This window comes from Microcystis sp. M_OC_Ca_00000000_C217Col (assembly GCF_007095585.1).
Taxonomy (GTDB): domain Bacteria; phylum Cyanobacteriota; class Cyanobacteriia; order Cyanobacteriales; family Microcystaceae; genus Microcystis; species Microcystis panniformis.
The window spans coordinates 1-5780 of record NZ_SFBV01000300.1; the positions used below are offsets into that span (position 1 = coordinate 1).

The 5780-nt window shown below is 44.1% G+C and carries 3 protein-coding genes; all 3 read right to left on the minus strand.

Features of this window, described 5'->3' with window-relative positions:
* Positions 1-548: 548 nt before the first annotated feature.
* The 3 genes from EWV66_RS19215 to EWV66_RS19225 all read right to left on the minus strand — a co-directional run bounded on the left by EWV66_RS19215 (position 549) and on the right by EWV66_RS19225 (position 5248).
* The gene (locus tag EWV66_RS19215) at positions 549-2534 is read right to left on the minus strand and encodes a M48 family metalloprotease (RefSeq protein WP_287107745.1); all 1986 of its coding nucleotides are present in this window, start codon (positions 2532-2534) and stop codon (positions 549-551) included.
* A gap of 68 nt (positions 2535-2602) precedes the next feature.
* Positions 2603-3325, minus strand: coding sequence for a DNA repair protein RecN (locus EWV66_RS19220; protein WP_004163389.1), 723 nt, complete (start codon positions 3323-3325; stop codon positions 2603-2605).
* Positions 3326-3502: 177 nt separating this feature from the next.
* A complete protein-coding gene (locus tag EWV66_RS19225) occupies positions 3503-5248 on the minus strand; it encodes a VWA domain-containing protein (protein ID WP_052276257.1) in 1746 nt (581 codons plus the stop codon).
* Positions 5249-5780 lie beyond the last annotated feature (532 nt).

Below are 5780 nucleotides of genomic sequence, written 5' to 3' on the forward strand. Positions count from 1 at the left end.
TAAACTTAAACTAATAAAACGGAGAGCCTATGGCTTGAGAAACTTTCGTAATTTTTGGGTTAGAAGTATGTTATCTTGGCATCTTGTCTGTTGATTTAGCATAAAGAGTAACGAAGAGCAGGTTTTTCCACGCAATTCCTATTTCTCTTCTGCCTAGAGTCCCTCCAAGAGCGTTAACGCTCTTGGAGGGACTCTGGCAAAAGTCTTACAGTATCTAAACTCTAGCTCTCTTATGGGGTAAGCCTTCAAGCTATCGCTAACTAACAGAAACCCGAAATTTGAGTTTTTATTAGAAAAAAAGTTAGCGTTCGCTTGTCAACCGAGGGTTTCAGAATCTGGATTCGGTCGGGGATTCCCGAAAGTTCCAGAAGAGCGTTAGTGATATGGAAAGAATCCCCTGTCACAGCGTAGCTTGACGGTGGGAGTATAGACCTCTTGCATAAATCCGAAAACAAACGATAGAAACAATAATGGGAGGGACTTTCAGTTAATTATTTATTAGTAGTTGATAATCTTCAAAAATGTTGCTGTACAAGGATCGACTTAAATTAATTAACTCGCTGCCATAAACGTTGAATTTCTTTCCTCAGTTGTGCATCAGGAGGCTGGCTAAATTGTACAGAAGGATTGACCTGCACACCTGGAATATTCTGATTCCAGGGACTGTTGGAGACTGATTCTAAATTTATGCCACTTATCACAGGGCGAAACCCGTAGCGGACGAATACTTCCTGTTGGGAAGGCTGTCTGAGAAAGGCGACAAACTCCCTGGCTGCTTTCGCTTGTCCCTCATTCACATCCCGCCGTGCGATCGCGGCCGTCGCTACTGTCTCAATAGTCGGGTCAAGATAGTAGATTTGGTAAGGTTTTTCCTGGGTAGTTTGGGCTTGGGACCAGCGATAGAGGGCGATACTTTCGTAGGTAGTCGCCACATCAGCGTCGTTGGAGCCGCGAGCAATAAATTCCCGCAAGAGAATGTCACTCGAAAGGGGCGGCTGATAGACGGAACGCTTAATCAGAGCAAACAAAGATTGAATTCCCGGCCCATTCAAGTTAGTACCAGCTAGGGGACTTCCGCCAAGATTGGACTGGGACCACAAACTTAAGGTTAACTGACCACTGTTGGAACGGCTAGGGTCTGTCATGACAAAATCGAAGCTTCCCCAGGTAGATTGTCCGCCGATAGCAGTCCAGTTACGCTTTTGCATGGCCCGTTCTACACTTTGCCATTGAAAGCGTCTCCCAGGGAAGATAACCTTTCCTCTCTCGGGCCAAGCGATACCCACCAGGAAGGTTTTGACAATGGGTTGGGGCGTATCGTAGAAGGGATTGCTTTCTCCCTGTACCGCCAGGCGATCGCGCAACTCCTCTAAGATTTCCCCATTGGCTGGAATGAGGATAGTAGGCGTAAAGTCATGTTTCTGGTCGATGTAGTTATTAACTATGTCCTGAGAGCCTTGAAACTTCAGTTCTAAGTTAATGTTGGGATGAGATGCCTCGAATTGTGGCTCTAGGACTGCCAATGGTTCTTGAAGTTCCGTCCCACTGACGATGGTAAGGTTTTGCTGCACGCCAGGAAGAGGTGCATAAGCTAAAGCGAAAGCAATTAGGGCGATCGCAGCCGAAATTATTGCCCGTCTGCGTTTCGATTGAGGGCTGTTTCTCCTAGTGGGAGGCGTTAAGAGTCCTGGTTGCATGGCGAGTAATTCTTGAATGCGGTTGTTAGTGGGAGGATGGGTGGCAAATAAGCGATTGACAAGTTTACCCTTGAAGGGATTAATAATTAGAAGGGGAGCTAACGCTGGGTTTTCTTCTGTGGATATTGACTGCTGTTGGCTGTTATTTTCTAATTTTTCTAAGGCGTTAGCGAGGGCGCGAGGATTTCCGGTTAAACTTGCTGAACCTGCATCAGCAGCATACTCTCTCGTTCGAGATATGGCTAATTGAGTTAAGGTAGCCGTAAGGGGCGCAAGTAGCAAGGTAGGGAATAAGGCGGCTAGGCGGATGGGATTGGCGTTGCGGTAGTTAAACATGGCAAACATTCCCGTCATTCCTGTTTCCGTGAGGAGAGAAATTGCTACAGAAATAGTGACAGCAACTGTAGCAGTAAGGGCATCACCGTGTTTAATGTGGCTAAGTTCGTGGGCGATAACGGCTTCTAATTCGTCTTCAGGAAGCAGTTTCATCAACCCTTCTGTAATGCAGACAACACCCCGTTGGGGATTCCTTCCAGTAGCAAAAGCATTAGGAGAAGAAGTAGGAATGATATACAGTTTAGGTTCTGGTAAATTTGCCCTGTAGCACAGCACTTCAACTATGGGTTTGAGTATAGCTTCTTCTTGAGAATTGGCAGGACGAACATCAAAAGCGGCTAAAACAACTTGGTCGGAATAGAACCAGAGACTAAAGTTAATTACAGCAGCAACGATTAAGCCGATAACTGCACCAATTATCCCGCCGATGAGTAGATAAGCCGTCAGAACTAAGATGCTGCTTAATAACGCTAATAAAGCAACTGTTTTTAAGAAGTTCATTAATCGTCAATCTCCAGGGTAGTATTGTGGTGTTGATTTTTCCAGTTTAGTTGATTGATTAGTCAGGTTCAAGAAATGATAAAATCAATATTTTCTTGAAAGCCACTCAATTCTTCACTCAAATTTCTTAACTCTATAAGTTCTTCCGAATTAGTCAAGTCAGCCGTCCGCAATTTATTTTGTAATTGTTGCAGAACCCCAGCCGAGTCTTGAATCACAGTGTACAAGCTAGTTAATTTTGCTTGACGAGTATCTTGTCCTTGTTGTGCTAATTCAATATTCCGTTCTAAACTGGCTTGCAACTGTTCTAATTGTTTACGAGATACACCGAAACTCGAACGAATTTTACTTTTAACTTCCAAGAGTTGCTGTTGTAACTCATTGATTGACAATAAGGATTCACTTTCTGGCAAACGTTGAGCAATTTGTTCTATTTTTGGGGGAAGTTCAATAGCACTATCGCAAGCTTGCTGTACGGCGATTAATAAGTCCATTTGCACTGAACTGCTGCTTAATAATTGGTTAGCTTCTTGACGCAGAACTTCTGCCTTTCCTGCTAAACTTTGAGCCGAACCTTGAATAACTTGCAGTTCCTGTTGTAATTGTTGTTTGACCCGTTTCTCCCCATCTGGTTCTCTAGCTTTCAAGGCGGTTGCGCCGACTACAGTTACCGCCAATGCTGTTGGTAAAGTAACAGTATTAGATAATCCCAAAAAGCGAACACCAACAACTAAAACGATCCCGCCTGCTAAAACGGCTAAAGGGTAATAAAGAGGGTTAGCAATTTTCATTTTTAGTTAACCGTTGATGATTGATGGTTGATGATTTAGTAGATTAATTCAGGAATTAATCACAGTCTCTACATTTGGTTGACTTACAAATGCGCCTCGGAACTCCGAATTCCGCCCCGCGCTTGACTCGGCGGCGAAGCCACCTCCGAATTCCATTCATAATTCATAATTCATTACTTAAAACTCTACTTGCAAGTCTCCCATCACAGTTGATATAGTCGCTGGATCTCCTTGACGATAGTAACCGCCGTTAACTTCGGCAATTTTTTGCAAAGCCTGGGGATTAAATTCTCCTTCTTTCCCATAACCAATAGTAAAGAAAGCAATTCGCTGATCGGAAGAAAAGCCACTCTTTTGCAACTCTTGTTCCAACTGATCCAGATTAATTTGTGACCCCGAATCTTCTCCATCAGTTAAGATTAACACGGCATTAATAGTATCAGTCCGCAAATTTTGAGATAGCCAGTTGCGGGCATAGAGGGCGCTATCATAAAGTCTGGTCCCACCACTGGACCGCAGTTGGCCAATAAATTCAATGCCGCGATCTCGCCCCTGTGGAGTTCCTTCTATAATCACAGGTTCGTTAATAACTGAATTGAAACTAATTAGGGCAATTCTTTCCTTCGGTCCCAGGTTCTGAACGTAATTAAGTAAAGTATTCTTAACTGATGTCAGTTTTTGCCCTTCCATCGACCCAGAAGTATCAATTACTACTGCTACTTGCGACGGTTTCTTGGCATAATTTTGCCAGCTTTTAAGCATGGCTTCAACTACTTCTGGTTGGGGCGAACGGTAAGAGTCATAGGTGGGTTGAGGATTCACGCCAAATTCAGCAGAAAACTTGCTTCCCAAGGCTACTCCTGGAACACCCGGTCGCAGTCCTAAATCTGCGGCAATTTGTTGGGTTTCGGGCAAAAGAATGAATTCAATTACCTTTTCAGCAGCTTCTTTTTCTCGGTCACTTATCCAAGGCGCATTGGCTAAAATTGCCCGCATATTGGAACTGAAAGTAGCCTTGGGATAGACGGCTTGATAGCGCGTTTGATTGGAACCAGCTTGGCTGTTAGCAGCAATTACCAAAGACTCGTAAACTGAGGCTACCGAAGCCCAAAAGGGTCCGTTGGCGACCATAGATTGGGCAAGGGAAGCGGTAGAAGTACCATAGCGAGTGATTTTACTCTGGATCTGTTGAATTTGTCCCTGATATTTTTCTACGTCAGCTACAGTCAGATCTTCCGGGCGCTTACCTGCTACAGCAGCAAATTGGGCCACCAGGGTTTGTAAGCCAGAATTAGAACGGGTAGGCGCGGTGTGGACGTAAGTGATGGGGAGGGGTGGGGCTTTGGGATCGAGTTGGCGGTAGTTGTCCAATTTAGCTAGGGCGACGAAGGGATCTTCTACTTTTTCTAAACCCTTGGCGAGGTCAGCGTTTGTCATGAAAACCATCGGACTGTAGGCGATCAGGGGTGAGTCGGTAATTTCCGGGATGTAATTTTGTCCTGGAAATAGCTTGTTCATCTGGTAGATGAGTTGACTCTGATAAATTTCGCCATCGACGGATAAAAGGGTGGGAAATTCGGGCGCATCGGCTTTGAGAGTTCCATTTTGGTACTGTTGGGCCAGCGAGAGAATCGTTTGGACCACATCGCCGCTTCCTTTAGCTTCGCAACTGAGGTAAAAGGCTTCACCGCTAGCGAGTTTGGGTTGGCTTTGGTTCAATTTCGTGGCTGCTTGCTGACAGAATTGGGCTAGGTCGCTTCCCACGAGAAATTTGACTTCAAGTCCCTGTTGTCTGGGTTGTTGGCTTCCTTGTTGTTGGGGTTGCTGTCCACAAGCACCTAGAAATACTAAGGTAGACAGGACGGTTAAGGGAGTAACTGAGGTTAAATAACGAGAAAAAGCAAGATTTTGGCGTTTAATCATGAGTCTTGACAGAGTAATAACCAATAAAGCACGAAGTTACTCGGATCAATGCAGATGGGATGAGAACATATTTACATCCATATCTTACATTCCCCACCCCTAACTATTTACCAATGGTCCTGACTGAGCAATTTTTAGTTAAGGTAAAATTATGAAAAAGTAAATTTTAGGTTAAAATTAAAGGCATCTAGACCAAAAAAACGACCAGTTCTCTTGCCGGCAATGCCCTCAAAACTCAACATAAAAGTAAACTTTTAAGAACGATTTGGGCTCTTTTGGATTTGGTGGGTAAAATGTATTCTGAGATACAGTCCTGCTGGCGAGGGAGTAGAGGGAACCACAGAGACACAGAGGACACAAAGATCGATCGATCCTATGTAAGTTAAACTTATCACACAGAACCTAGAAGAGCCAGATATGGCTCTTCTGGTTTTCGTGTGTTAATTTTTGTTATGAATTAAAGCAAGCAAACAGCTTAAGTCGAAGATGTTCAAAATTGGTAAATCCATAACTCATTCTTTTAATAAGCTTT